The following is a 25,933-nucleotide window of genomic DNA, read 5'->3' as shown; positions in this document are numbered from 1 at the left end:
TTTGTCATTTCGAATGAAACGCAGTGGAATTGAGAAATCTCGATTTTAATAAAAAAGATTTCTCCACAAGGTCGAAATGACAAAAGAATAAATAAAAAAACAATAGTAACAAGATGCTGAAACAAGTTTAGCATAAAATAAATAAAGTTTAACACAAATAAAAAGAGGCTGAACTCAATTCGGCACAAAGAAAATTATGAGCACATTTAACATACCAACAAAAAACGAAGTATCAGAAAACAATCAAGCAATTTTTAATCAGTTAGAAAAAGGATTAGGTTTTGTACCTAACTTATATGCAACCTTCGCACACAGCGAAACTGCTTTGGCTAACTTTTTAGCAATTGGAAACGGTAAAACAAGCTTTTCTGCAAAAGAAAAAGAAGTAATTAATTTGGCTGTAAGCCAAGTAAACGAATGCGTATATTGTTTATCTGCGCACACTGCAATTGGTAAAATGAATGGTTTTACAGAAGACCAAATTTTAGAATTAAGAGCAGGAAGAGCTTCTTTCGACCCAAAATTAGACGCTTTGGCAAAATTTGCAAGAAACATCGCTTTAAATAAAGGTGCCACAGAGGCTGCAGTTTTAGAAAACTTTTTCGAGCAAGGGTACACAAAAGGAAACGTTGCAGATGCAGTTATTTTAGTAGGAGAAATTACCATTACAAACTATTTCCATAGAACAACAGAAGTAGCTGTAGATTTTCCAGTAGCAGATGTTGAAGTAGCAACAATTTAATAAATAAAAATTTTTAAAATAACAAATAAGTAACAATTATGAAAAAAATAATCGCAATTTTAGTATTAGTTTTAGGTTTCGCATTTACTGGAAATGCACAAGTAGTAAAGAATGACGCTGTAAAAACAGTTTCATTAGAGCAAACAAAAGGAGAGTTTACACAAAAGCAAATTACCTTATCTGAAGGAACCTATGTCTTTAAAGTATCGAACAACAATGCTGCTTCAGAAGTAGGGTTGGTTTTAATTGAAGATGGTAAAGATGGAAAAAACCCAGAAAACCATATTAAAAACGCATATGTTTCTCAAATGGTTAAGCATGGTAAAACAGAATCTTCTAAAGAAGTAACATTAAAAAAAGGAACCTATAAATATTTTTGTCCTTTTAATAAAACACCACAATATACTTTAGTAGTAGAGTAGTTTTTAAATTTAGTTAGTTAGTAAGTTAGTTAGTAAAAAAGACGAGCAGAAATGTTCGTCTTTTTTTCTAAATTTTATTGCTTTATGTTTTAAACCCAAATAGGCTCATCTTGCCAATTTTCAGGAAAACCTAAAGCTTTTTTATCAACAAAAGGATATTTAATAAATAATGTATTTAACTTTTCTTTAAATTTATGTTTTGGGTGTATTGTGTTTGATAAATACAAAATCATTGTTAAAATAAAATACGAACGGTCATTTATTCTCCAAGTTTTACCTGACTGATTTGGATTTGGAAGTTGATGAATATTTATAAACTTATTTGATGGGGTTAAAGGAATTTGAGGTTGAATACTCATTCTCTTATTCCAAAGTCTCGAATGATGAGCACAAATATTTCTAACATAAGTTAATGTATGAAGCCAAGATTCAAAGGTTGAAACATCTAAACCATAATAATTTGCAACATTTCTTTTAGCTCTTTTAGGCTTAAGATTCTTGTATAAACTAGATAATGTACCCAAAGATGAGATTTCTAAAATCATCCAACTTGGGGGAAGTGTATTAGAGTAGTTCTTATTAAACGCCTTAATAAATTCTTCATCAGATCGGTTTTTTTCACTTCTTAATTTTTTTAAGGTAATACTTAATTTTTCAGAGTTAATAAATAAATTAGCGTTAGAATACCAAAAAGGACCATTTGAATGTGAAAGAATATAAATCATTTTTGCTCTGATTGAAACTTCAATTTTTTCAATTTCTAATGATATTAGTTTTCTAAACTCTCTATCAAAACAGTATAATTTAAAGGCTTTATTAAAAGAAGAGTCAATTTTAAATCTATGTGCATTCTTTGGGGTCTCTAACATTGGATACCAATATGCACTCAATCTATAGTAACTTAAATTTTCAAGTAGATGTAAAGCCTTTATCTCATTTTCTATTATAAGTCCTCTATCTTTTAACTGTTGAAGTTGTTCTGAATATGTTAAAGAAGGCTTTTGGTAAGGAATCCTTGGCATAAAAACTCTTATAAACAAAAAAAGTCCACCTTAAGCGCCCTGTTCAAATGGGAAGGGAGGTGGACACGTTGCCACAAAGATACAAATCTTTCTATAAGAATGAAGAATTTTAAATAAATTTAACACTCGTAAAATGAATCTCTGATTTATTTTACAAGTGTTAAGCTTTTGTGAATGAAAAAGTTAGTTTGTGCAAAATTAAAGGTCAATAGGTATAAAAGTCAATAGGTATAAGTTTTATAAAATAGAATTTATCAACAAATGTTAACTTTCACAAAATCCATTTATCAACTCAATTTTATCTAAAGTATGCCAAACTTTATGTTTAAATTCTTTTGGAGAAAATTTGAATAAAATAACTGTTTTTTGAGTTTTTTTACAAAAATGACTTTCAATTTTTACGTTTAAGACCAACCTTTTATTGGTTGCAAAACGGTCGTAGGTAATTACTTTTCCTTGAAAAAATGTGGTTATATTTTTTTTATTAATTTTTTGAATCGTTGCAGAAGCTTTTTGGTTGAGGGTATGGTCTTTTCGAACATTATTTAAACCATCGAAATATTTTTCTAAATCTTGTTTTAATTGTTTTGCAGTAATTTTTTCATTAAAAGAAATCGACCAAACATAGGTATAGGACCAAAAAAAAGTGTGTTGTGGAGTTCGCCAGCCTTTTGGCGGAAAACGAACTTCTGCAGTTCCTGTATAATGGATGCTTTTTGCAAAAGGAATTGGAAAGGGAAATATTTCTTGCCCCCAAGAATCGTCTAATTGTATTAAATTTTTGGTTTCAGTTTCTTGCGAAAAAATAGATAAAGAACAAAATAATAGAATTAAAATAACTGCAATAATTTTAGGTTTCATTTTAATAAATTTTAATTACACGTATTATTTTTAAGGGTTATTTTATCTAAATCTTCCCAAGTTTTATGATAAAATGCCTTTGGAGCCATTTTAAAAAGAGGCATATAATTATTCGTTTTTGTACAATAGAAAACTTTAATTTTTACGTGCAAAGTAATTACCTTTTTGGTGGTAAAAGCATCATAGGTTTTTACAGTTCCAGTAAAATTTAATTTTCCTTTTTCTAATTTTTTCTCTACAATTAAAACTTCTGTTTTTGGAATGGTAATGGTTTCATTTTCATTCACGACTTTCATTAAACCATTAAAATAATGTTTAAGGTTTTCTTCAAAAAAAAGGATGGTTGGCTTTTTCTTTAAGCGAATGTCCCAAGCAAAAACAAGCTTCCAAAAACCATCGCTATCGATAGTCTCCCAACCTTTTGCAAATCGGATGTCTTCAACTCCTTCGTAATTTATTTCAGGAGCAAACCAAAAAGGCATTTTAATAATTTATTTACCCCAAGTTTTATCTGTTTGTAATAAATTTACGTCATTTTTAGCTTCTTGTGAAGATGCAGAAAAATGGAAACAGCATGTCAAAAATACAAGTATTGCTTTTTTCATTGCTTATAGTTTTATAAAAACCTCAAAACCAATGGCATCAGAAATTGCGCTGTCTTTTACCTTACTTTGATAATTAACTCCCCATTTTGTTCTATCAATTTTAAAACGCGTTTTTAGTTCTTTTTCTTTGTAATTAAAATGGGCATCAAAATAAATGGGTTTTGTAATTCCTTTTAAAGTTAAATCTGCATATATTCTTCCATTGTTGTTTTTCCAATATTCTACTTTTTTTATTTGTAAGGTTGCTGTAGGATGTTTTTCTACTTCAAAAAAATCTTCATTTTTTAAATGATCTATTAAATTGTCTTTTCCAACTTGTTCTTCGATATCAGAGTTTGTCATAGAATTCATGTCAATAATAAATTCGCCACCAGTAATAATATCGTTTTCTTTGATAAAATACCCTTCTTTAAAGTCGATAAAACCATCATGTCCTCCAAAATAAAAAGTATATTCTCCAATCCATTTGATGGTACTTTTTTGAAGATCGATGGGTAATTTTTCTTGCGCAATAGAAAAGTTGATAGACAAAATTGTGATTGCAATAAATAGAATGTTTTTTTTCATCATTTAATATTTAAGATTCCTGCTGGAGTTTATCTTGAGCGATAGTCGTAAGGCAGGAAAGAGATTATAAGTATTTTGAGACTTTCTCAAAACCATTTTTTATTTTTGGTAAAACTATTTCTAGATCAGAAAAAAAGTGTCAAAAAAATGTAAAAGAAGTGCAAACAGTTGCAAAAATTGATAAAAATGTAGGTTATTTGTACTACTTATGAAGCAAAAGAAAGGTTTACCAATTTTATTTTGGGCAATTGTTGTTTGTGGTTTTTGGAGTTTTACAAGTCCTCAAGAAAACGAAACAGATTTTACTGAACGTGCAAAAATCGCATTAAGGGAAGTTGGGCATCAATTATTACTAGCAAATAAAGATTCGCTTTCTTTAATTTTACCAATCAAAAAAATAGAGGCTTTTAAATATCAAATTTCTTTCGAAAAACCACTTTCTTTCGAACCAAGTACATTAGTAAAAATTATAAAAGAGGTTTTTAAAAAGACTCATTTCCATAAAAATTACAGAGTAGAAGTTGTCGAAACTTCTTTAAAAGAAGTAGTTTATAGTTACGAGATAAATATCGAAGAAGAGAAAACAATAATACCTTGTGCAGGAAGATTTTTACCAGAAAAAGAGTATAAAATTGAAGTCAAATTTTTGGATATAGAAACTTCTTCTAACTATATGTGGTGGTACATTCTTATTCCTTTGATTTTAGGAATTCTTTATAGAAGATTTTTTTTAGATAAAAACCTTCAGAAAATAAAGAATCGGTATTAGAAAATGGAACGCATTTAGGCATGTTTCAGTTTTTTCCAGAGCAACATAAATTGGTTAAAAAATCAGCAGAAATTAGCTTGTCTAAAAAAGAATGTGAGCTGTTAAAAATCTTTGTGGCGAATTCTAATAAAGTTATAAAACGCGAAGAACTCACTAAAAAAGTGTGGGAAGACAATGGTGTTTTTGTCGGTAGAAGTTTAGACACGTATGTTTCTAAACTCCGAAAAATTTTAAAAGAAGACGAATCTATAAAGTTGATAAACGTACATGGAGTTGGTTATAAATTGGAAATGAAGCTGTCTCGAAAGTATTAAAATTTGTCATTTCGACTGTAATGGATTTGTCATTTCGACTGTAATGGAGAAATCTTATTTATTGAATTTTATATTTTTCGACAATTTCGTTAGCTACTTTCAATCAAAAATATATTTTAATTTTAGTAATGCTCAAAAATACAGTTAAATTTACTTTTGCAACAGCTTTAATGGTTATTTTTTCTTTGTTTTTAAAAGAGTTAACGCCAATCTTACATAGGCAAGAATTAAAAATGTCTTTTTCATAATTTTTATTTTAGGCCGATAAACAAATGTGGCTAAAAAACACGCTAAAATTTAAAAGTCTTATTTTTACAAATTAAATTTAAGAGAAAAGTTTGTTAAACTACTATTCATATCTTCATAAAACATCCACAGAATGGGTAACTTTTGTACATGGTGCAGGAGGTAGTAGTTCTATTTGGTACAAACAAATTCGTGATTTTAAAAAGCATTTTAACGTTTTAATTCTCGATTTGCGAGGTCATGGAAATAGCAAACCCAAGCTAAAAGATACATTTAACCCTAAATATACATTCGATTCTATTACCAACGATATTGTTGAAGTAATTGAACATTTAAAAATTAAAAAATCGCATTTTATAGGCATTTCTTTAGGAACTATTTTAATAAGAAACCTTGCCGAAAAAAAGCCAGATTTGGTAAAAAGTATGATTATGGGTGGCGCAATTATCAAGTTGAATTTTCGCTCTCAAGTACTAATGAAAGTGGGTAATATTTTTAAATCTGTGGTGCCTTATATGCTTTTATACAAACTCTTCGCATTTATTATTATGCCGAAGAAAAATCATAAAAAATCGAGGTTATTGTTTGTAAACGAGGCTAAGAAATTGTATCAGAAAGAGTTTTTACGTTGGTTTAAATTAACATCAGAAATAAATCCGCTTTTGCGATTTTTTAGAACAAAAGATATTAAGATTCCTACATTGTATGTAATGGGTTCAGAAGATCATTTGTTTTTGCCTTCCATTAAAAATATTGTTTCTAAGCATGTTACTTCTTCTCTATTTGTAATAAACAATTGCGGTCATGTAGTAAATGTAGAACAACCAGAAACGTTTAACAAACAAACCATTGGTTTTATTACTACTTTGCCTGTTTAAACTTTTATAAAAATTTTCTTTTTAAAAAGAATATAACCTAAAAGCACATAAAAAGCTACTACTGTAATGGCGTATAATAAAGACGAAAACTCGGCACTAAAAAAAGATTGAACGTAAATATTTTGAAACAGAAAAGAATGTATATTTTCTGTTTCGCCAACGCTGGTTAAATAGAATGTTTTAGAAATAAAGCTAGAGAGAAAGTAAATTGTAATTGCATTCATACCCACATATTTAAAGATACGACCAAATTTTATGCTTTTAATATCTACCAAATAATAAATTATAGCTAATATTAAACTTGCCCAACCACTTGTAACTAAAACAAAAGAACTACTCCAAATGGCTTTGTTTATTGGAAACCAAAAATTTAAAGTGTAGCCTAAAATTAAAAATGCTAAAGAAATAAGAAGTAGTGGTTGTACGTTTTTTAGCTGATCTAAAAGTGTTCCAATTAAAATACCTATAAGGCAAGAAGCAATAGATGGAATGCTGCTTATAAGCCCTTCTGGATCGTAATCTGGTTGCCACATATGTTTGCCTAAAACATTAGCATCTAAATACATTGCCCAATTATTTGCTGCTCTGTTAAAAGTAGGTAAGGTGCCATCTGGAAGCGGAATAAAACCTAACAAAAACCAATAGATTATAAGAATGGCAACAGTAATACCCGCTAAAACTCTCCAGTTAAAATGAAGATATAAAATTGCTGAAACAAAGAAAACAATTCCAATTCGTTGTAAAACACCTAAAAAACGAAGGGTTTCAAAATCTTTAAAGAAGGGGAAATAGGGAATAAAAATGTTTAAAAACAACCCTAAACCAATTAATTTAAAAGATCTTATGGCAATTTTTTTGTAAACATTTTTGGTAGGAGTTTTGTGCTTGTAAGCAAAGTAAATAGAGATTCCTACAATAAATAAAAAGAAAGGAAATATTAAATCTGTTGGGGTTAATCCATGCCATTTTGCATGTAATAATGGAGGGTAAACTGCACTCCAAGTTCCTGGAGTGTTTACTAAAATCATTGCGCAGATGGTAATACCCCTTAAAATATCTACAGATTCAATTCTTTTTTTTACCATATTGTGTACCACTTATATAAACGAAATGTAGCATTTAACTTTGTAAACATTAAATTAATTCTACGAGCAACAGCAAATAGATGCTAAACAAAACGATAAAGAAGATAAAAGTATTTTGTGCTCACTTTACTCTGTTTTTAGAATCATTTTTTTTGCATAATTTACATATTTTCTTCCGATAGGAATTCGTTTCGTGTTTATTTCAATTAAATTACCTTCAACAGATTTTACTTTATCAATGGCAATCGTAAAAGAACGGTGAATTCTTAAAAAGCGATCTTGTGGCAACTCTTCTGTAATACTGGTTAAAGATTTGTGTACCAAATAATTACCTATAGTTGTAAATACTTTTATATAATCTTTTAGGCTTTCGATATATAAAATGTCATCAAACTTAATTTTTACCAGTTTTTTTTCAACCTTTAAAAAAATGTAAGAATCGTTATGTGGCTCTTCTTCACTTATTTTAAGTCCTTTTTGAAGTTGCACTTTTTTTGTAATTTTATTAATTGTTTTTAAAAACCGACTAAATGGAATGGGTTTTACTAAATAATCTAAAACATTTAAATCGTAACTTTCTACTGCGTATTCTCTGTAGGCAGTTGTAATAATTACCTGAATATCTGGGTTTAAGGTTTTTGCAAAATCTAAACCAGACATTTTAGGCATATTAATATCTAGAAACAAAACATCAACCGCTTTGTTTTGTAAGGCAGGTAAAGCTTCGATAGGATTATTAAAAGTGGCTAAAATTTCAAAGTTTTGAAACTCTTTTAAGTGACTTTCTACGACTTTAATGGCAAGGGGTTCGTCATCTATAATTATACAGTTTATTTTCATGTGAACAGATGTTATAGTTGTATGGTTAAATTTACCATATATTTACCGTCTTTTTTTAATTTAGTGAATGTATATTTATTTTTAAAAAGAAGCTCTAATCTTCTTTTTACGTTTTTGTTTCCAATTCCGTGTTTCTTTGTTTTTTTACAGCAGTGTTGTAGTTGTTTGAAACAGAAAATTTTAATAAGTTATTGGGTGTTAATTCAAATTCAATTAAAATTTCTAAAGCCTCATTTTCTATAGATCCGTGTTTAAAACAATTTTCTATAAAAGGTAAAAAAAGCAAAGGGGGCACTTTTTGGGTATTAATGGCTCCTTGCATTGTAAATTCTACAATTAATTTATCATTGTACCTTAATTTTTCTAAGTCTATATAATTTTGAATGTAATTGATTTCTTTTAAAAGCCCAATCTTGGGTTCTTTTGCATCGTATAAAATATACTCCATTATTTCAGATAGTTTTAAAACAACATCAGAAGCTTGTTTATTATCTGTTAAGGTTAATGCATATAAGTTATTTAATGTATTAAAAAGAAGTGAGGTTGTATTTGTGCTTTTAAAAATTGCAATTCTGTTTTTAGTTGCATGGCCTGCAAATTATCTACCCTATTTTTTTCGTACATCCAATCTAACATCAATTTAATGGTAGAAGCAAATGCGATTACATAAATTTCACCTAATACAACTGCTAAAATATGGTTAAACGTAAACGGTTCTTGTATGCCTTCTGCTTCTGGCCAAATATTTTCAGACACCAATAAATAGTTAAAACCGGTTCTAACAAAATAAAGCAATATTAAAGAAGAAATAAAATACAAGAAAAAAGTATAGTATTTTTTTTGAGAATAAAATTTGGAAATAAATAATAGATATTAAAATAAACAATAATTATGTGCAGAGGAAACTCTACTAAATTCGATTTTATAGAATACCAGTAATCGTTAAAATAGCTTCCCCATCTAATAAGATTTAAAATAAAATAGCCGCCCCAAAATATAAAATGGTATTTAATAGGTATCTTATAGCTGGTATTTATTAAAGGTAATTTCAAGAAAAAAATAAGTTTTATTTTAAAGATATTGGGTAAAAGTAACAAAAAAGTATTGCTAAAGAAATCAATATTTTGTTTATAACCTGAGTTCGATTAAAATTTAGGCATTTTTTTCTAGTAAAAAAGATAGATTTTCAGTAAATTAAAGTATTGAATTTCAATTTATTAATCTAAAAATCTATCTATGATAATCTACTCTAAAATTACTGAAATTTTCTGTCTTGTTGATGAATTTTGTAAAGAATATGACCAAATAGTCAGTAAACACCTTTTAGGCAATCCATCAAAACGTCCCAGTGTTATGTCAAATAGCGAGGTAATTACCATTACCATTTTGTTTCAGCTTAGTGGTTTTAGGACCTTTAAACACTTTTACGTGTATTACTTGCAAAAGCATATGCAAGATGATTTCCCAGCTACAGTTTCATACAATAGATTTACAGAACTCATGCAGCAAAACCTCATGCCAATGACTTTATTTTTAAAGACATGTTGTTTAGGTAATTCTACGGGTATTTCTTTTGTAGATTCTACACCTGTTAGAGTTTGCAGCCCCAAACGAATTAAGAATAATAAAGTATTTAAAGGCATTGCAACCACTGGAAAATCCACTATAGGATGGTTCCATGGCTTTAAATTGCATATCGTTATAAATGATAAAGGTGAAATCCTAAACTTCTGCATAACCCAAGCTAATGTTGATGATAGAACGCCATTAAAAAAGAAGTCTTTTTTAGATAAAATTTATGGTAAGTTATATGCGGACAAAGGTTATGTTGGAAAAGATTTAATGCAGTTACTTTTTGCTGATGGATTGCATTTAATTACTCATATTAAAAACAATATGAAGAATTCTTTAATGACAATGAGTGATAAAATTTTACTGCGTAAACGCTCTGTTATTGAAACCGTAAATGACGAACTCAAAAATATTTGTCAAATTGAACATTCTAGACATAGAAGTTTTACTAATTTCTTGTCAAACATAATCGCAGGTCTTATTGCATATAGCTTTTTACCAAAAAAACCTGCTATAAAATATCAGACTGTAAAGTCTAATCAGTTGACAATTTATTAATCGAACTCAGGTTTATAGTTAAAATTATGTTATTCATTGTTAAATTAATGTTGTCTGCATATTATTTTTTTGCTTTAACATACTTTAACATATTTTTATTGACGATAACTTAAATTAATTCAAAATAATTCATGAGAAAAATTCACACACTACTTATCGTAATTTTTTCTTTGGCTTTTTCCAATTACGGATTTGCCCAAGAAAAAACAATTTCAGGTAAAGTAACATCTAAATCAGATGGGGCTACCTTACCAGGAGTAAGCGTTATTGTACAAGGTACAACAAAAGGAACAGAAACCAATTTCGATGGAGAGTACACCATTAAAGCTTCTGTAGGAGACGTATTAAGTTTTTCTTACTTAGGTATGAAAGAAAAAACAGTTACTGTAGCGAAATCGAACACAATTAATGTCGTTTTAGAAGATGCAGAAAATCAATTAGACGAAATTGTGGTAACTGCTTTAGGAATTAGCAGAGAGAAAAAATCTTTGGGTTATGCTGTTTCCGAGTTAAAAGGAGCTTCTGTTTCTTTAGCAAAAGAAGCAAATGTTGTTAATTCGTTAGCAGGTAAAGTAGCTGGTGTTGTAATTACACAATCTACATCTGGTGCAGCAGGTGGTACCAGAGTTGTTATTAGAGGAAATAACTCAATAACAGGAAACAACCAACCATTATATGTTGTAGATGGTGTTCCAATAGATAATTCTGGAAATGGTTCTGCAAATAGTGATGGAAAAGCAGAATTTTTCCGTGACGATTTAGGTACAGGTGTTTCAGATATTAATCCTGATGATATAGAATCTATGTCTATTTTAAAAGGACCTAATGCTGCTGCATTATATGGTTCAAGGGCAAGTAATGGTGTAATTCTTATTACTACTAAAAAAGGAGGTACTGGAAAAGGGTTAGGAATTTCTTTTACTTCGAACATCTCTATGCAAAACCCTTTATTATTACCAGAATATCAAAACGAATATGGAGGTGGAGTTAATGGCGCTTTTGCAGCAGATTTAAACCAGCTTAAAGGATCTGGTTCTTGGGGACCAAAATTCGATGGTTCTCAACAATTATATTACACTGGAGAAAATAGAGCATATACAGCACAACCAAATAATGTAAAAAACTTTTTTAGAACAGGTTCTAATATTGTAAACACAATAGCAATTAGTAAAAGCACAGAAAATTCTTCTCTACGTTTTTCGTATTCAAACTCTAGAATAAATGAAATTCTACCAAACTCTTCAGTAGATAGAAATAATTTTAATTTGAGAGGATTTTCTAAAATTACAGATAAGTTTACCTTAGACGCTAAGGTTACTTATTTTTTACAAAATGCTAAAAACCGTGCAAGGCAGGGTACAGAAGGTATTATGGCATATTTATATGGTTTAAGAAGAAATATAAACATTAATGATCTTAAAAACTACCAAGATTTATCACAAGGCTATGGTGTAATTGCTCCGACAAATAGCGGTGGAAACCCGTATTGGATTTTAAACCAAGATAATAATGAAGATACAAGAAAGAGGTTTACAGGTTTTGCAAAAGCACAATACGAATTTAACACTAATTTTAAAGCGTTTGTAAGAGTTGGAACAGATGTAATAGATCAACAAACAGAAAGATATGAAGCAACTGGGCATCATTTTAAACCATTAGGTACTTTAGGTTATAATACTTATGATACTTCTGAAACTAATTACGATTTCTTATTAATGTACAATAAAGATATTAATGACGATTTTAGTATAACTGCAAATTTTGGAGGAAATGCGCTACATGCAACTTCTAAAGTTTCTACAATTTATGGAGAAGAGTTTAAAATTCCTGGGAAACAATACATAACAAATACCAATCCAGAAAGATTAAGAGTAACACAATCGGAATTAGTTGAAAAGAAAGTACACTCTTTATACGGTTCTGCTTCTTTATCATACAAAGGAATGGCGTATTTAGATGTAACAGGAAGAAATGATTGGTCTTCTGCTTTAGCTGCAGAAAATAGATCTTACTTTTACAATTCTGCAAGTTTAAGCTTACTTTTAAACAAAATGTTTAATATCGAATCTGAAAAAGTAAACTTTACTAAGTTACGTTTTAGTTATGCAAAAGTTGGTAATGATACAGACGCGCATCAAATTGTAAATTTATTTGATGTTGCTTCCAATGGATATTTAGGTAACGTAACTGTTGCAGGTCCAACAACTAAGTTTAGTAAAAGCTTAAAGCCAGAAGATGTAACTTCAACAGAAGTTGGTTTTGAAATAAAAGCATTACAAAATAGACTTTTTGCAGATTTTACTTATTATTCTATAAACTCGAAAGATTTAATATTTAATGTTCCAGTAGATCCTGCAACAGGTTTTAGATTCTTTAGAGAAAACGTTGGTGAAATTACAAACAAAGGTTTCGAATTTATGGTTGGTGGAACTCCAATTAGAACGGATAATTTCGACTGGACTATTTCTGCAAACATGGCAGGAAATAAAAATAAACTAGTAAGCTTAATTGATGGACAAGATTTTTTCCAATTTACAACTAGTAATAATGGTGTAGTTGATGTAAGAGCACAAGTTGGTGAAGGTTTTGGAGATATTTATGGAACAGACTGGTTAAGAACAGATGATGGTAAACTTTTATTAACTGCTACTGGGCGTCCACAAGCAACTTCAGAAAGAGTTAAATTAGGAAATTATCAACCAGATTTTACTGGGGGTATTACAAATACATTTAATTACAAGAACTTTAGTTTAAATTTCTTAGTAGATTTTAGAATTGGCGGGCAAATATATTCTGCAACAGACGCAGCTTTAGATAACAGTGGTGCTTCTACAAGATCTTTAAAATATAGAGAAGGAGGCGTAACTCTAGATGGTGTTACCGACAATAATGGTACTTTAATACAAAACACAACAAATATTACAGCTCAAGAATATTGGGGAGCAGTATCTGGCATCGCATCAGAATATGTATATGACCAAACAAATGCTAGACTAAGAGAAGTAAGTGCCACTTATAGGTTATCATCTAAAACATTAGAGAATACATTTATAAATGCTGCATCTGTAAGTTTAACGGGAAGAAATTTATTCTTTTTCTTTAGAGATAGTAAAAACTTTGATCCTGAAAGTAGTTATTCTACCAGTAACTTTGCACAAGGTGTATTGTATTATAACCTACCTACAACAAGTAGTTTTGGACTTAGTTTAAATATTAAATTTTAAAAGCATATAAAATGAGAACAGTAAAAATAATTCTATATAGCGCTTTATTTCTTATAACGGTTTCTTGTACAGGAGATTTTGACGAAATAAACACAAAACAAAATGGTTTTGAATCAGATGAATTGAGTGCCAAATTTTTTATTACAGAAACACAATATCAATTATATGCACCTGGAAGATTTGAGTACTGGAGAGCACATTTAATTCATGCAGACCGTTATGCGGGGCATTTTACTTTTGGTCACGACCAATCGTGGTGGAGTGATGGATTAAGTTACACTTATAATGCAGGATATACAGATGCTTCTTGGGATTGGTTTTCCAACTATTTTGGGAAGGTTAAAAACTTCTTAGATTTAACAAAAGTTGGCGGGAATTTCGAAAATGAAAGAATGTATGCTACAGGGCTTATTATTAAGTCTTTATATTACCAAATGTATACAGATACTTTTGGAATGATACCTTATAGTGAAGCTGGTGTAGAAGGTAATTTAACACCAAAATATGATACTCAGAAAGAGATTTATACTGGTATTATTGCAGATTTAGATGAAGCAATGGCTATAATTGGTTCAGAAACAAGTACAGGAGGTTTAGTAGAAGACTTAGGAGATAATGATCTTTATTGTGGTGGTGATTTACAGAAATGGAAAAAATTAGCCAATACACTTAAATTAAGAATTGGTATGCGTGCTCTTGGAGCAACAGGTGAAAACTTTGCAACTAAAACAATAAACGAAGCTTTAGGTAGTCCTTTATTAGAAGTAAGTGTTATTATGGAGAAGGATACTAAAATCGGTCAATTTGGAAGTGCGGCTTATGGAGATGTTTGGAATAATTTTGGTGCAGGATCAGATTGGACAATGGGTGCAACTTTAATTAATACGTTAAAAGATAATAACGACCCAAGATTGGCTATTTATGCAGCTCCTGCTCCTGGTGGAGAGTTTGTTTTTGAAAAATCGGCTGCAAATCCAGATTATCAAGAGCAATTAGATTTTATTATTAACACTTTAGATGATGCAAATGCTACATACACAAAAACAATTGTGGGCGATAAAACTACCTTAGTAGTAGATGCAAACCAATATATTGGGCAACCCACAAGATTAAATGATTTAATAAAGCCAATGGTTAAATACGATATGTTTAGCAAACCAAGTAGCATTATTATCCAAGCAACAGGAAAAGGAGTTCCAGTATATTCAGAAATAATTATGTCAAGTGCAGAAGCATATTTTCTAAAAGCAGAAGCAGCTGTTAGAGGTATTGGAAATGGAAATGCACAAGATTTATTTGAATCTGGTATTAGAGAAGCAATGAAGCTTTGGGAGGTATCTAGTGGTCAAGTAGATACTTATGTGATGAATGAAGATGCAGCAGATATTTCTACTGGAACTTTAGAAGAAAAATTAGAAAAAATTGCGACTCAACGTTGGTTAGCAAGTTATACAGATGGGTTTGAAGCTTGGGCTGTAGTAAGAGACTACGGATATCCAAAAGAATTAGCAGACGGAGTTTCAGAACCTGCAATATTCGAATTAGGAACCTTAAATGGTAAATATCCCCAACGCATGCGTTATGGTAGTGGTGCACAATCGAACCCTAATTATACAAATGCTATTGCTACACAAGGGGCAGACAATCAAGGAACTAAATTGTGGTTTGCTAAATAACTTAGCGAAAATACTTGTGTAACAAAATTATATTTAGAATTGAATGAATTCAACCGGGAAATTTCTTTGTTTTCCGGTTGTTTTTTTAGGAAAATTCTTGTTTTTGTCAAAAAAAATTGAAGTAAAAAAATACCCAAAACTTAAATAATTTATGAAAAAAATTATTGCAATTATATTTCTTTACCTTTTAAATTATTCCTCTTTTTCACAGAATAAGCTATCAGACACATATCATTTAATGCCTTGGCCACAAGAAATTAGCTCAAATAATACTTCTTTTAAAATTGATGAAAAACTTACGATTTATATCAATGGAAAAGATGTAAAAAAAAGAGTAAACAAAGCTTCCGTACAATTTTTAAGAAGACTAGCCAATAGAACAGGTATTTTTATAGACGAAGGGTTTCCTACAAAAAATAAAAATGCATCCATAGAAATTAATTTCGATACAATTTCTAACTTAACCACAGAAAGCGATGAGTCTTATTCGTTAACTACAACTAAAAATAAAATTAACATCCATGCAAAAACAGACGTGGGTGCAATAAGAGCCTTAGAAACACTCTTACAATTGGTTCATTTTAATAAAAAAGGTTATTATTTTAAAGGAGTTTCTATAACAGACTCCCCAAGATTTGTTTGGCGAGGATTAATGATAGATGTTGCACGTCACTTTCAGCCAATTGCTGTTATTAAACGAAATTTAGATGCTATGGCTTCCGTAAAATTAAATGTTTTCCATTGGCATTTAACAGACGATCAGGGTTTTAGAGTAGAATCTAAAATATTTCCAAAGCTACAAGAAGTTGCAGCAGATGGGTTATTTTATACACAAGAACAAATAAAAGACGTTGTAAAATATGCATCAGATTTAGGAATAAGAGTTGTTCCAGAGTTTGATGTTCCTGGGCACGCATCTGCCATTTTAACAGCATACCCAGCACTAGGAAGCAAAGAAGGTTATAAGTATCATGTAGAACGTTTTTCAGGTGTTTTCGACCCAACTTTAAACCCAACCAAAGAAGTTACCTATCTTTTTTTAGAAACTTTGTTTAAAGAGATGGCACCATTATTTCCTGATGAATATTTTCATATAGGAGGAGATGAAAACGAAGGAAAACATTGGAATGAGAATCTAGAAATTCAAAAATTTAAACAAAAACACAACCTAAAAACGAATCACGATTTACAAACATACTTTAACATTAGGCTAGAGAAAATATTAAATAAATTAGGCAAAAAATTAATGGGCTGGGACGAGATTTTAACTCCATCTACCCCAAAAACAGCCGTAATTCATTCTTGGAGAGGAAAACAAGAAGGTTTGCAGCAAAGTACTTTAATAAAAGCCGCAAAAAAAGGGTATCAGACTGTACTTTCTAATGGTTATTATATAGATAGAGTACAGTCTGTAGAAAAACATTACACTGTAGATCCAATAGGAAATGCAGTTTTAACAAAAGAAGAACGCAAACGAATTTTAGGAGCAGAAGCAACCATGTGGAGTGAGTTGGTTACACCCTTAACCATAGATTCTCGAATTTGGCCAAGAACGGCAGCAATAGCTGAAAGGTTTTGGTCTAGTAAAGAGGTTACAGATGTAGATAACATGCATAAAAGATTAAAAGTTATTAATTTTCAATTAGAAAAATTAGGAATTACACATATTAAAAATAAAGATGTTATTTTAAGAAACATAAGCAATTACCAAGACATTACTGCTTTAAAAGTACTTACAGATATCTGCGAACCTCTAAAAATTTACTCAAGAAATAAAGGCGGTACAGAATACAAAACATTTTCTCCTTTTACGTTATTTGCAGATGCATGTACTCCAGATGCTCCAGATGCAAAACTTTTTAACAAAGCTGTCGATCGTTATTTAGCAAACAAATCGAACAAAAATCAAACAAAATTGGTTGCCTTTTTTAATATGTGGATAGATAATCATACAGATTTTCAAAAAATAAATAACAATCCAAAAACAATTGTTTTAGAACCTCTTTCAAAGAATTTAGCTTTGCTATCTTCAATTTTAAAAACGGGGTTAATTTCGAATGAAATATCAACAAATAATTATAAAAAAGCTTTAAAATTGATAGACGAGCTAAAAAAACCAATTGCAGATACAGAATTGGTAATTGTATCTAGTTTAAAAAAAATAGTAATAAACCATAAAAAATAAAAATGTTAAAGAAGACCTTTCTAAAAGCACTACCACTGCTACTTGTAGGAATTTTTTATTCTTGTAAAGAAGAAAAATTAAGCAATAAAAGTATCGATTTTACAAAAGAATTTCTTTTTACAAAAGGTATTGAAGGCCCAGCTGTAGATAGCCAAGGCAATTTATATGCAGTTAATTTTCAAAAAGAAGGAACTATTGGTAAAGTCGATAAAAACGGAAATACATCGTTATTTATACAACTTCCAAACAATAGTATTGGTAATGGAATTCGTTTTGATAAAAACGACAATATGTTTATTGCAGATTATGTAAATCATCATATTTTACAAGTAAGAAAAGGCGAAAAAAGTGTTCGCATTTTTGCGTCAGATGCTACAATGAATCAACCAAACGATTTAGCGATTGCCCCCAACGTAAATTTATATGCAAGCGACCCAAACTGGTCTAAAAATTCGGGTAATTTATGGTTGATAAAAGACGAAAAAATTACTTTATTGGAAAAAGATATGGGTACAACCAATGGTGTCGAGGTAAGCCCAGATGGAAAAAAATTATATGTAAACGAGTCTGTACAACGCAATATTTGGGTGTACGATATCAATTCAGATGGAACAGTAACAAATAAGAAACTATTCAAGAAATTTACTGATTTTGGTATGGATGGAATGCGATGTGATACCCAAGGAAACCTATACGTTTGTAGATACGGAAAAGGTACTGTGGTAATGCTTTCTCCAGAAGGAAAAATGTTGAGAGAAATTGAATTAAAAGGTAAAAATGTAACCAATATTGCCTTTGGTGGAAAAGATAAAAAACAATGTTTTGTAACAGTGTCAGATAGAGGTTGTTTTGAAACGTTTTTTGCTGAATTTCCAGGAAGAAGTTTTTAATAAAATTATAAAGTTAGTTGTATTTATAAACTCTTAAATGTAAAAAGAATATTATTACATAATTTTCCTCTTAATAAAGATTTTACAAGCATAAGGAACTTTTATCCAATTTTTAAACCTTGTATAGGTTGCATCTTTGCAATGTAAATAGAAATAATTATTAACCATTTAAAATTTAATATCATGAAAATTGGAAATTTATTAATACGTATTGGCTTCGGACTTTTATTTGTTTGGGGAGGTTTAGAAAAATTTATTGAAGGCTTTTTAGGAGGCGTAGGACTTCAAAATATGGCAGATTTTCTTAAAAGTAGCGGTCTTGCTTTTTTAGGAGATACTGGAACTTATATTCTAGGTGCAATTTTGGCTGCATTAGAATTAGCTGCTGGTATATTGTTACTAATTAATAAACGGCTTTTCGAAGCATATGCTTTTTTAGCATTTATTATGTTAATGGCTTTGGTTTTAGTGCACATTCCTTCAGGAAATTGGATGAATATTATGATTCATATTGCGCTTTTATTCTCTTTAGCAGGTTTGGCTATAGAAAATAAGCAATAAAAAAAATTTACAATTAAAATAAAAAACCAGAACATTTAATTATAATGCTCTGGTTTTTTTAATGTTTTCGAAGATTTTTACGAGTTCATAATCTCTTCGATTTCATCTGCTTCAATAGGAATATTTCTCATTAAATTAAAAGGTGCTCCTTTTTCTTGAATCACTACATCGTCTTCTAAGCGAATTCCAAAACCTTCATCAGGAATATAAATTCCAGGTTCTACAGTAAACACATTATTTGCTTGCATAGGCTCGTGTAAAAGGCCATAATCATGCGTATCTAAACCAATATGATGACTCGTACCATGCATAAAATATTTCTTATAAGCAGGCCAATTTTTGTCTTCATTTTGCACATCCGCTTTGTCTAATAAACCTAATTTTAATAACTCAGCAGTCATAATATCACCCACTTCAACATGATATTCTTTCCATAAAGTTCCAGGAACTAATAATTTGGTAGCTTCTTTTTTCACATGGTTTACTGCATTATATACTGCTTTTTGTCTGTCAGAAAAACGACCAGAAACGGGTACTGTTCTACTTAAATCACTCTTATAATTGGCATATTCTGCTGCAACATCAAACAAAATTAAATCGCCAGCTTTACACGCTTGATTATTTTCGATATAATGCAAAACATTCGCGTTATTTCCAGAAGCTATAATTGGTGTGTATGCAAATCCTTTAGATCTATTTCTCACAAATTCGTGCAACAATTCTGCTTCAATTTCATACTCCCAAACACCTGGTTTTATAAAATTTAAAATTCTACGAAACCCTTTTTCGGTAATATTACAAGCATGTTGCATTAAATCTAATTCAATAGGGTCTTTTACAGCACGCAAACGTTGTAAAATAGGATTACTTTTCGCCACAGAATGCGCAGGATATTTTGCCAATAACCATTTTGTAAAACGATCTTCGCGGGTTTCTGTTGTCACAGAAGCCCTATAGTGTTCGTTGGTATTAATATAAAAAGTATCTGCATAGGTAGCCATTTCAAACAAGATTTTTTCCAAATCTTGCAACCAATAAACCGTTTTAATGCCACTTGTTTTAAAAGCAGCTTCTTTGGTTAGTTTTTCTCCTTCCCAAACTGCAATATGGTCGTTGGTTTCTCTAACAAATAAAACCTCTCTTAAATTTTCATTTGGGCAATCTGGAAACAACATTAAAACACTTTCTTCTTGATCGACGCCAGATAAATAGAAGATGTCTCTGTGTTGTTCAAAAGGCATTGTGCTGTCTGCACTTATTGGGTAAATGTCATTAGAATTAAAAACAGCAATACTATTTTGCTTCATTTGCGAAGCGAAGTTTTTACGGTTTTTGATAAATAATTGTGAGTCTATAGGATTGTATTTCATGTTGAATAATATTTAGAACTCAAAGGTAAGAAATCTAAACACCAACATAAAATAAGAATAGAATAACACATTAATTTGTTACGCTGGAAGCGTCTTAAGCAAGCCTGAGAAAGAAATGTGTGAGAGGCTACCAGCGTGACAAACTATGTGAGAAAAAATTTTCCACAAAAGATTGGCTATGCTTTTTATCTTTCTACCTAGTTAAAAAATTAATAACGCTTCTTTTTAGGAGCGCCAGTTCTTCCACGAACAGAACTTGCAGGTTTATTGCCTTTAAAATGTGGTTTTCTTTTTCGTGCTGCACTTGTTTTAGGATCTGTTTTTTTATTAGCACCTCCATTAGAAAACTGTTGCTTTTTCTTTTTACCAAAAGAACCTTTGCTTTGAGTTGCAGCTCTTTTGGGTGGGGCAGTATCTGTAGGTTCAAAACCTTCTAAAACCAACGAATTTAATTTCTCATTTAATATTTTTTCAATTTCTTTTTGGTACTCGGTTTCTTCACTACAAACAAAAGAAATTGCTTCTCCAGCAGCACCAGCTCTTCCTGTTCTACCAATTCTATGTACATAATCTTCTGGTACATTTGGCAATTCAAAATTAATTACATGAGGCAATAAAGGAATATCTAAACCACGAGCAGCAATATCTGTGGCTACTAAAATTTTAATAGAATTGTCTTTAAAATTTCGCAGCGCTTTCGTTCTTGCACCTTGACTTTTATTTCCGTGAATGGCGGCTGCAGAAATTCCTGCTTTAATAAATTTCTCAGTTAATTTATTAGCACCGTGTTTTGTTCTTGTAAACACCAAAACCTGACTCCAATTGTTATCTTTTATCAGCTTAATAGCTAACGCAGTTTTTTGCTTTTTATCAACTTTATAAACCTTGTGTGTTACTTTTTTAGCTGTTGAGTTTTGCGGAGCAGTTTCCACAGAAACCGGGTTTTTTAAAATACCAGCGGCTAGTTTTTTAATATCGTTAGAAAATGTGGCAGAAAACAGTAAATTCTGACGCTTTTCTGGCATAAAACTAATAATTTTGTTAATGTCTCTAACAAAACCCATGTCTAACATTCTGTCTGCTTCATCTAAGATTAACACATCAACTCGTTTAAAAGAAACGGCTTTTTGGTCGTGTAAATCTAGTAATCTACCTGGTGTGGCTACTAAAATATCTACACCGTTTTTTAATGTTGCAATTTGTGGTTTGGCTTTTACACCACCAAAAACTACAGCAGATTTTATATTTACATATTTACTGTATTCTCTTACATTATCGTAAACCTGTGCCGCTAATTCTCTTGTTGGTGTTAAAACCAAAGCTCTTAACGGTCTGTATTTAGGATGTTTTGTTTCTGCTAAATATTGTAAAACAGGCAAGGTAAAACCTGCTGTTTTTCCTGTTCCTGTTTGTGCAGAAGCTAAAATATCTTTGCCTTCTAAAATATGCGGAATTGCTTTTTCTTGTATAGGTGATGGTTGGGTGTATCCTTTCTCTTCAACTGCTTTTACCAATGATGCAGACAAACCTAAGTCTTTAAATGTCATAAATTGTAGTTACAAAATGTGCTTTATGTAGCCATTTCTTTGGCAAAGATACGTTGTTTTAAGTTGAAGATGTTTTTCCTTCTTTTGGGCGTTTTAACGGGCTTTTCGCACTCGCTTTTTATTTGCCCAAAAAGGCAAACAAAAGAGCTCAAACATTTGCTACAATCCCTAACGCAAAATGGGTTGTTTATTAACCTTTTTGAAAAGTATGTAAGGTTGGTAAATATTTAGTATAAAAACTTAAAACCTGTTAATTTTTTTGATATTCGTTTTACAAGTAGTAATTTCATCAATTTAAACCAAATTTTACTTTTTATGAAATCCTTTTTTCAATTGCTTTTAATTTGTTTTTCAGCAACTTTATTTGCACAAACACCTACAAATTCAACTCAAATTCAACAATCTTTAGAGCAAAAATCGAAAATGATGAATGCTTCTTTAGTAAAAAATATAGAATTTACCAATATTGGTCCCACAGTAATGAGTGGACGTGTTGCAGATGTTGCTGTAAATCCAAAAAAGCCAACAGAATTTTATGTAGGTTATGCTTCTGGTGGTTTGTGGCACACCAACAATAACGGAACCTCTTTTACGCCAATTCTAGACAATTCTCCCACACAAAATATTGGAGATATTGCTGTAGATTGGAAAAGTGGTACAATTTGGGTAGGAACAGGAGAAAAAAACTCTTCTCGTTCTTCTTATGCAGGAATTGGAATGTTAAAATCTACAGACAAAGGCAAAACGTGGACGAATGTTGGTTTAACAGATTCTCATCACATCAGTAGAATTCTTATCAACCCAAATAATGCAGATGAAGTTGTAGTGGGCGTTATTGGGCATTTATATTCGCCAAACGAAGAAAGAGGAATTTTTAAAACCACAGATGGTGGAAAAACATGGAAAAAAACACTTTTTATAAATCAAAATACAGGAATTATAGATGTCGCAGTTGCACCAGAAAATTTTAACATTATGTATGCAGCCTCTTGGGAAAGAGAACGCAAAGCGTGGAATTTCGATGGAGATGGAAACCATTCTGCCATTTATAAAAGTACAAATGCAGGAAGTTCTTGGACAAAAATTGCAGACAATTCTGGTTTTCCAACAGGAGATGGAGTGGGTAGAATTGGTTTGGCGGTTTTTAATGAAAATACGGTGTATGCTTTGCATGATAGTCAGTTTCGAAGACCAAAAGAAAAAAATAAAAAGTCTTCAGATATTTTAACAAAAGAAGATTTTAAAACCATGTCTGCTAATGATTTCTTAAAATTATCAGATAAAAAGTTAAATACCTATTTAAAAAATAACGGATTTCAAGAAAAATACAGAGCACAAAACGTAAAACAAATGGTGCGTGTTGGTACTGTAAAACCTGTAGATTTAGCAAGTTATTTAGAAGATGCAAACGCTGTAATGTTCGATACACAAGTTGTAGGTGCAGAGGTTTTTAAAACGACTAATGGTGGTAAATCATGGAAAAAAACACACGATAATTATTTAGACGGCGTGTATAGTTCTTATGGATATTATTTTGGTGAAATTAGGGTAGATTTACAAGACGAAAACGGAATTTATGTGTTAGGAGTTCCAATTATAAAATCGAAAGACGGTGGAAAAACGTTCACCTCTATTAGTAGAGAAAATGTACATTCAGATCATCAAGCATTGTGGGTAAATCCAAAAAAATCGGGTCATTTATTAAATGGAAATGATGGTGGTTTAAACCTTTCTTACGACGATGGAGAAAATTGGATGAAACTAAACGATCCTGCAGTTGGGCAGTTTTATTCGGTTTTTGCAGACAATCAAAAAAACTACAAAGTATATGGAGGTTTGCAAGACAATGGAGTTTGGGTAGCAGACCATAATGCAAGAATTAACAAAAGTTGGCAACAAAGTGGTCAAAATCCATATGAATCTATTATGGGTGGAGATGGCATGCAGGTTCAGGTAGATAATAGAGATGCAAATATTGTATATACGGGTTATCAGTTTGGAAATTATTTCAGAATAAATAGAGAAAGAGGTAAAAATACATACATTCAACCAAAACATACTTTAGGTGAAACTCCTTATCGTTTTAATTGGCAAACTCCAATTCATTTATCGAAACACAACCAAGATATTATCTATTTAGGAGGAAATAAATTGCACAGGTCTTTAAACCAAGGAGACGATTGGGAAACCATTTCTGGCGATTTAACCACGGGAGGAAAAAAAGGAAATGTTGCTTATGGAACGTTAACCTCTATTTCAGAAAGTCCGTTTCAGTTTGGTTTAATTTATGTAGGTTCAGATGACGGATATATAAACGTAACCAAAAACGGAGGAGGCAATTGGACACGAATTTCTAATAATTTACCACAAAATTTATGGGTTTCTAGAGTTATTGCTTCTACACATAAAAAAGAACGTGTATATGCCACTTTAAATGGTTATAGATTCGACGATTTTACACCCTATGTTTACATGTCTAATGATTATGGACAAACGTGGAAAAACATCAGTAGTAACATACCTACATCATCCGTAAATGTAATAAAAGAAGACCCAGAAAATGAAAATATCTTGTATGTAGGAACAGATAATGGCTTATACATTTCTTTTAATCAAGGAAATTCGTGGGAAGCATTTAGCCATAATTTACCAAATGTAGCTGTACACGATTTGGTCATCCAGCCAACAGCAAAAGACTTAGTTGTGGCAACTCATGGCCGAAGTTTATACAAAACCAATGTTGCTAATTTACAGTTAATAAATGAAGGGATTTTAAGGAAACCGAACCATATTTTCGCGATTAACAATCTCAGAAAAAGTGAAAATTGGGGGCGTTCTTGGAGCCAATGGAGAGCTGCTTATTTACCCGAAATTACAATTCCATTTTACTCAAATTCAGCCAAAAAAGTAACGATTGATGTTTTTAATGGCGAAACAAAAGTAAACTCGGTTTCTGTGGATGCAGATAGAGGTTATAACGAAGCAAAATTCGATGTTTCTTTTTCTAAAAAAGGAAAAAGAACGTATGAAAAAGCACATAAAAAAGCGAATTTAAAAGCAGGTAAAAACGGGGTTTTTTATTTACCAAAAGGAAAATATACTGTAAAAATTGGTGAAGCAGAAAGTGAATTTGAAATAAAATAGCAATTAGAATTTACCTCCTAAAGAAATTCAAACCCTTTGAGGTTTATAGAAATGAAGACGTTATGGAAACAAAAAAAGTAAAAATAGAAGCCAAAGTAGATAAATCGACCCCAAAAGTATGGGAATTTTGGACACAACCAAAACACATTACAAATTGGAATTTTGCTTCTGATGATTGGCATTGCCCAAATGCTGAAAATAATTTGAAAAAAGGAGGTGAATTCTCTTTTACGATGGCATCTAAAGACGGAAAAATGAGTTTCGATTTAAGAGGAACTTATGATGAAGTTATAGAATACGAACAAATTTCGTATTCATTAGAAGATGGCAGAAAAGTAGATGCTTTTTTTACAGCAGAACCCCATTAAACAGTAGTAAAAACAATATTTGAAGCAGAAAATACAAACCCAATTGAAATGCAAAAATCGGGTTGGCAAGCAATTTTAAATAATTTTAAAAAATATGCTGAAAACAATTAATCCGTAATTATGAAAACTACACCAGAACACAACAAAAGAGTTGCAGAAATGAAATTTTTTTCTGTTTGGCCACACTATGTAACAAAAATAGAAAAGAAAGGAAGAACAATAGAAGAATTGTACGAAGTGATAGAGTGGTTAACTGGTTTTAATGAGAAAAAAATACAAGAACTTATCGATGAAAAAGTTACTTTTAAAACATTTTTCGAGAGAGCCAATTTAAACCCAAATGCTCATTTAATAAAAGGGGTTATTTGTGGTTATAGAATAGAAGAAATAGACAATCTACTAACCCAAAAGACTCGTTATTTAGATAAATTAATTGATGAGTTGGCAAAAGGCAGAAAAATGGAGAAAATTTTAAGAGAAGCTTAAA

Annotated in this window: 24 protein-coding genes; 14 read left to right on the top strand and 10 right to left on the bottom strand. The window is 30.8% G+C overall.

All coding sequences use genetic code 11. The annotated features are described in order from the left end of the window. Positions 1–196: 196 nt before the first annotated feature. Both JL193_RS08765 and JL193_RS08760 read left to right on the top strand, forming a co-directional pair. The gene (locus JL193_RS08765) at positions 197–742 is read left to right on the top strand and encodes a carboxymuconolactone decarboxylase family protein (RefSeq protein WP_207970449.1); all 546 of its coding nucleotides are present in this window, start codon (positions 197–199) and stop codon (positions 740–742) included. 38 nt (positions 743–780) lie between these two features. Next, positions 781–1,164: a cupredoxin domain-containing protein gene (locus JL193_RS08760; RefSeq protein ID WP_207970448.1), complete on the top strand. Its 384-nt coding sequence runs from the start codon at positions 781–783 to the stop codon at positions 1,162–1,164. A gap of 89 nt (positions 1,165–1,253) precedes the next feature. Here the strand turns inward: JL193_RS08760 and JL193_RS08755 are convergent, their stop codons facing one another. From JL193_RS08755 to JL193_RS08740, 4 genes are all read right to left on the bottom strand, one after another. Next, a complete protein-coding gene (locus JL193_RS08755) occupies positions 1,254–2,186 on the bottom strand; it encodes an Abi family protein (RefSeq protein ID WP_207970447.1) in 933 nt (310 codons plus the stop codon). A gap of 264 nt (positions 2,187–2,450) precedes the next feature. Further along, complete coding sequence (locus JL193_RS08750) at positions 2,451–3,047, bottom strand: hypothetical protein (protein WP_207970446.1); 597 nt, start codon at positions 3,045–3,047, stop codon at positions 2,451–2,453. Between the two features lie 11 nt (positions 3,048–3,058). Further along, complete coding sequence (locus JL193_RS08745) at positions 3,059–3,529, bottom strand: hypothetical protein (protein WP_207970445.1); 471 nt, start codon at positions 3,527–3,529, stop codon at positions 3,059–3,061. 126 nt (positions 3,530–3,655) lie between these two features. Then, positions 3,656–4,222 (bottom strand): YceI family protein, encoded by a 567-nt coding sequence (locus tag JL193_RS08740; RefSeq protein WP_207970444.1) that lies wholly within the window; start codon positions 4,220–4,222, stop codon positions 3,656–3,658. A 205-nt stretch (positions 4,223–4,427) separates the two neighbouring features. Between JL193_RS08740 and JL193_RS08735 the strand changes: the two genes are divergently transcribed. The 3 genes from JL193_RS08735 to JL193_RS08725 all read left to right on the top strand — a co-directional run bounded on the left by JL193_RS08735 (position 4,428) and on the right by JL193_RS08725 (position 6,426). Continuing rightward, complete coding sequence (locus tag JL193_RS08735) at positions 4,428–4,988, top strand: hypothetical protein (protein ID WP_207970443.1); 561 nt, start codon at positions 4,428–4,430, stop codon at positions 4,986–4,988. Positions 4,989–5,008: 20 nt separating this feature from the next. Continuing rightward, positions 5,009–5,302: a winged helix-turn-helix domain-containing protein gene (locus JL193_RS08730; RefSeq protein WP_207970442.1), complete on the top strand. Its 294-nt coding sequence runs from the start codon at positions 5,009–5,011 to the stop codon at positions 5,300–5,302. A gap of 338 nt (positions 5,303–5,640) precedes the next feature. Next, positions 5,641–6,426, top strand: a complete 786-nt coding sequence (locus JL193_RS08725) for an alpha/beta fold hydrolase (RefSeq protein ID WP_207970441.1) — start codon at positions 5,641–5,643, stop codon at positions 6,424–6,426. Here the strand turns inward: JL193_RS08725 and JL193_RS08720 are convergent. From JL193_RS08720 to JL193_RS17175, 4 genes are all read right to left on the bottom strand, one after another. After that, positions 6,423–7,511 carry an acyltransferase family protein gene (locus JL193_RS08720; protein ID WP_207970440.1) on the bottom strand — a complete coding sequence of 363 codons (1,089 nt, stop codon included), beginning with the start codon at positions 7,509–7,511 and terminating at the stop codon, positions 6,423–6,425. The genes JL193_RS08725 and JL193_RS08720 overlap by 4 nt on opposite strands. A gap of 126 nt (positions 7,512–7,637) precedes the next feature. Next, positions 7,638–8,351 carry a LytR/AlgR family response regulator transcription factor gene (locus JL193_RS08715; RefSeq protein ID WP_207970439.1) on the bottom strand — a complete coding sequence of 238 codons (714 nt, stop codon included), beginning with the start codon at positions 8,349–8,351 and terminating at the stop codon, positions 7,638–7,640. Between the two features lie 106 nt (positions 8,352–8,457). Further along, positions 8,458–8,916, bottom strand: a complete 459-nt coding sequence (locus tag JL193_RS17180) for a sensor histidine kinase (protein WP_243456894.1) — start codon at positions 8,914–8,916, stop codon at positions 8,458–8,460. Beyond that, the gene (locus JL193_RS17175; protein WP_243456711.1) at positions 8,871–9,107 is read right to left on the bottom strand and encodes a histidine kinase; all 237 of its coding nucleotides are present in this window, start codon (positions 9,105–9,107) and stop codon (positions 8,871–8,873) included. The genes JL193_RS17180 and JL193_RS17175 overlap by 46 nt, the downstream gene beginning before the upstream one ends. Before the next feature lie 480 nt (positions 9,108–9,587). Here JL193_RS17175 and JL193_RS08705 point away from each other — a divergent pair, with 480 nt between their 5' ends. The 6 genes from JL193_RS08705 to JL193_RS08680 all read left to right on the top strand — a co-directional run bounded on the left by JL193_RS08705 (position 9,588) and on the right by JL193_RS08680 (position 19,017). Next, a complete protein-coding gene (locus tag JL193_RS08705; RefSeq protein ID WP_207970412.1) occupies positions 9,588–10,481 on the top strand; it encodes an IS982 family transposase in 894 nt (297 codons plus the stop codon). A gap of 131 nt (positions 10,482–10,612) precedes the next feature. Beyond that, the gene (locus JL193_RS08700) at positions 10,613–13,705 is read left to right on the top strand and encodes a SusC/RagA family TonB-linked outer membrane protein (RefSeq protein WP_207970438.1); all 3,093 of its coding nucleotides are present in this window, start codon (positions 10,613–10,615) and stop codon (positions 13,703–13,705) included. 11 nt (positions 13,706–13,716) lie between these two features. Continuing rightward, positions 13,717–15,381, top strand: coding sequence for a SusD/RagB family nutrient-binding outer membrane lipoprotein (locus tag JL193_RS08695; protein WP_207970437.1), 1,665 nt, complete (start codon positions 13,717–13,719; stop codon positions 15,379–15,381). Between the two features lie 151 nt (positions 15,382–15,532). Beyond that, positions 15,533–17,566, top strand: coding sequence for a beta-N-acetylhexosaminidase (locus JL193_RS08690; RefSeq protein WP_207970436.1), 2,034 nt, complete (start codon positions 15,533–15,535; stop codon positions 17,564–17,566). Positions 17,567–17,568: 2 nt separating this feature from the next. After that, positions 17,569–18,456, top strand: a complete 888-nt coding sequence (locus JL193_RS08685; RefSeq protein WP_207970435.1) for an SMP-30/gluconolactonase/LRE family protein — start codon at positions 17,569–17,571, stop codon at positions 18,454–18,456. A 183-nt stretch (positions 18,457–18,639) separates the two neighbouring features. Then, positions 18,640–19,017, top strand: coding sequence for a DoxX family membrane protein (locus JL193_RS08680; protein ID WP_207970434.1), 378 nt, complete (start codon positions 18,640–18,642; stop codon positions 19,015–19,017). Positions 19,018–19,094: 77 nt separating this feature from the next. Here JL193_RS08680 and JL193_RS08675 read toward each other — a convergent pair whose 3' ends face one another. Beyond that, positions 19,095–20,387, bottom strand: coding sequence for an aminopeptidase P family protein (locus JL193_RS08675; protein WP_207970433.1), 1,293 nt, complete (start codon positions 20,385–20,387; stop codon positions 19,095–19,097). Positions 20,388–20,596: 209 nt separating this feature from the next. Continuing rightward, positions 20,597–21,934 carry a DEAD/DEAH box helicase gene (locus tag JL193_RS08670; protein WP_207970432.1) on the bottom strand — a complete coding sequence of 446 codons (1,338 nt, stop codon included), beginning with the start codon at positions 21,932–21,934 and terminating at the stop codon, positions 20,597–20,599. Positions 21,935–22,249: 315 nt separating this feature from the next. Between JL193_RS08670 and JL193_RS08665 the strand changes: the two genes are divergently transcribed. The 3 genes from JL193_RS08665 (at position 22,250) to JL193_RS08655 (ending at position 25,932) form a co-directional block, all read left to right on the top strand. Beyond that, positions 22,250–25,078 (top strand): VPS10 domain-containing protein, encoded by a 2,829-nt coding sequence (locus JL193_RS08665; RefSeq protein WP_207970431.1) that lies wholly within the window; start codon positions 22,250–22,252, stop codon positions 25,076–25,078. A gap of 62 nt (positions 25,079–25,140) precedes the next feature. Continuing rightward, positions 25,141–25,446: an SRPBCC domain-containing protein gene (locus tag JL193_RS08660; protein ID WP_367890008.1), complete on the top strand. Its 306-nt coding sequence runs from the start codon at positions 25,141–25,143 to the stop codon at positions 25,444–25,446. 120 nt (positions 25,447–25,566) lie between these two features. Next, entirely contained in the window at positions 25,567–25,932 is a 366-nt protein-coding gene (locus tag JL193_RS08655) for a DUF2200 domain-containing protein (RefSeq protein ID WP_207970430.1), read from the top strand. Position 25,933 lies beyond the last annotated feature (1 nt).

The organism is Polaribacter batillariae (assembly GCF_017498485.1).
Taxonomy (GTDB): Bacteria; Bacteroidota; Bacteroidia; order Flavobacteriales; family Flavobacteriaceae; genus Polaribacter; species Polaribacter batillariae.
Note: the sequence above shows the minus strand (reverse complement) of the source record. Positions and strands in the feature narration are given on the sequence as shown.